The sequence below is a fragment of the Azospirillum isscasi genome (assembly GCF_030849505.1).
Classification (GTDB): domain Bacteria; phylum Pseudomonadota; class Alphaproteobacteria; order Azospirillales; family Azospirillaceae; genus Azospirillum; species Azospirillum isscasi.
Window position 1 is genome coordinate 1 of the sequence record NZ_JAUJFI010000319.1, and the last position, 2,259, is coordinate 2,259.

A 2,259-nucleotide genomic window follows, 5' to 3' on the forward strand; every position below is an offset into this window, starting at 1 on the left:
CCTTGTCCAGCTTCCTGCCGGAGGGCGTGCGGGGCGGTCTGCTGACCCGCTCGGCGCTGGCCGCCCATTTTGCGGCGGGAAGGAGGCCGGACCGGCCACGACTCGGACCGGCGTTCCGACCGGCACCGCCTCGAACAGGGTGGCGATGTCGGCGGGCAGCATGCGGAAACAGCCGCCGCTGACCCGGCGGCCCACCGAATCCGGTTCGTTGGTCCCATGGATGGCGATGGCGGTCCAGCCGAGGTCGAGCGCGAACCGGCCCAGCGGGTTGGACGGCCCCGGCGGGACCGCGGTGGGCAGCGAGGGGCGCTCGCGCCGCTGGTTGGCGGTGGGGTGCCAGGTCGGGTTGCGCCGCTTGCGCACGACCCGGCTGTCCCCCTGCGGAATCGCGACGCCGGGCCGCCCGATGGCGACGGGAAAGGACCGCGGCGGGCGCCCGTCCTCCAAAAGATGGAGCCGGCGCTCCGCCAGGCTGATGACGATTCGCTGCCGCGGCGCGTTTTCATCGGCAGCCGCCACGCCATCCTGCGCGCGGGCGCCGCCGGGCGAAAGAAGCGCGAGCGCAATCGCCAGGGTTGCCGTCGGAACGAGATGCCACAAGAATGTCGCGGTGCGCTGCATGGGAAAAGTTCAGCGCATCCGCCCTAAAAGCGCGTAAACATGCCGTCAGGGACCAAGCAGCAGGAACGCCGACCATGGACACCATCGAACAGACGCTGGCCGTTGCGACCGAACACCACCGCGCCGGCCGCACCACGGAGGCGGAACGCCTGTACCGGGAGGTGCTGGCGGCGTCCCCCGGCCATCCGGACGCGCTGCACCTGCTCGGCGTCGTCGCGCTGCAAGGCGGGCGCCCGGCGGAGGCGGTGGACCTGATCGGGCAGGCGGTGGCCGGCGACCCCACCTCTCCCCTGCTGCACGCCAACCTGGGCCACGCCCTGCACGCCACCGGCCGGTCCGGCGACGCGGCGTTGAGCTTCGCCCGCGCCCTGACCCTGCTGGCCAACGAGGGCGAAGGCTGGGGCAACGTGAGCGCGCTCGCCGGGCTGATCCGCCGCTACGACGACGAGACGCGCCGCGCCGCGACGGCGGAGGTCGATGCCGGCTACGCCATGGGCGACGTGATGCGGCGCCATTCGCTGCTGTTCCTGCTGGACGGCGACGTCACCCATTACGAAGCGCTGACGAACGCCGTTCTGGAAGACCCGATGCGCTTCACCGTGCCGTCGATCCATTACGCCTTCTGGGGCATGGCGATGCAACTCTTCCAGGGGGCGGCGCGGTCCGGCGATACCGGCGCGTTCCACACCGGAAACCTCACCGAATATTACCGCCTGATGGTGGACGAGACGGCGCTTCGCTATCACCTGCGCCGCCGCATGAAGCGCGCCACGCCGCGCGGCGAGGTGAAGCGGATCGCGCTGATCACCAACCAGATGCTGGGCGCCGGCCACCAGCCGACGGCGGACGCCTTCGACTTCGCCCGCCGTCTCCAGGACGAGTTCGGACGCGAGGTGGTGATCGTCAATTCGAACGCCATGGCGATCACCGGCGAGAACGGCTTCGTCCCCGAATACACCTACAACATCACCGAGGAGTATGAGGGGGAGCAGGTCATCGCCGCCTTCGGCGCGCGGGTCCGCATGGTTTCCTTCCCGCAGAAGCGCTTCGACGAGGAGAAGGTGAACGCCATCGTCGATTACGTGGACGGCTTCGACCCCGACCTGATCGTCGCCTTCGGCGGTTCCAACGTGGTGGCCGACCTGTTCTCCGGCGCCCGCCCGGTGATCTGCCTGCCGACCTCCTCCGGCCTGCCGCTGTCGATGGCCCGTCTGGTGCTGGGCTATGGCGAGGCCGACACCGCCGAGGGCTGGCCGGCGGACATGGCGGAGCGCTTCCGCCCCTTCTCCTTCGGCTGGACCCTGCCACCCGCCGGGGCGGAGCGCAGCCGCGCCGACTTCGGGATTCCGGACGGCGGGCCGCTGTTCCTCGTGGTCGGCAACCGCCTGGACCAGGAGGCCGGGCCGGAGTTCCTGGCGCTGGCCGACTCGCTGCTCGACCGCCTGCCGGACGCCCGGATCGCCGTCGCCGGCGGCGTGGAGTCGCTGCCGCAGCGCATCGCCGCCCTGCGCAACGCCGACCGCGTCCACACCGTACGCGCCGAAACCGAAATAGGCGCGGGTCAGGTACAGGTACAGGACGTTCTTCTTGCCCAGCTTCTCCTCGAAGTCGCCGGCGCTGTACAGCTCGTACGCCTTG

At 70.7% G+C, this 2,259-nt stretch carries 2 protein-coding genes; one reads left to right on the forward strand and one right to left on the reverse strand.

Annotated elements, in window-relative coordinates; translation table 11 throughout:
- On the reverse strand, positions 1-519 hold a 519-nt coding region (locus QSG27_RS28615), incomplete at its 3' end, for a L,D-transpeptidase (protein WP_306712212.1).
- A gap of 176 nt (positions 520-695) precedes the next feature.
- On the opposite strand from QSG27_RS28615, the gene QSG27_RS28620 reads away from it, so the two are divergent.
- The coding region (locus QSG27_RS28620; RefSeq protein ID WP_306712214.1) for a tetratricopeptide repeat protein at positions 696-2,259 on the forward strand (1,564 nt) is incomplete at its 3' end.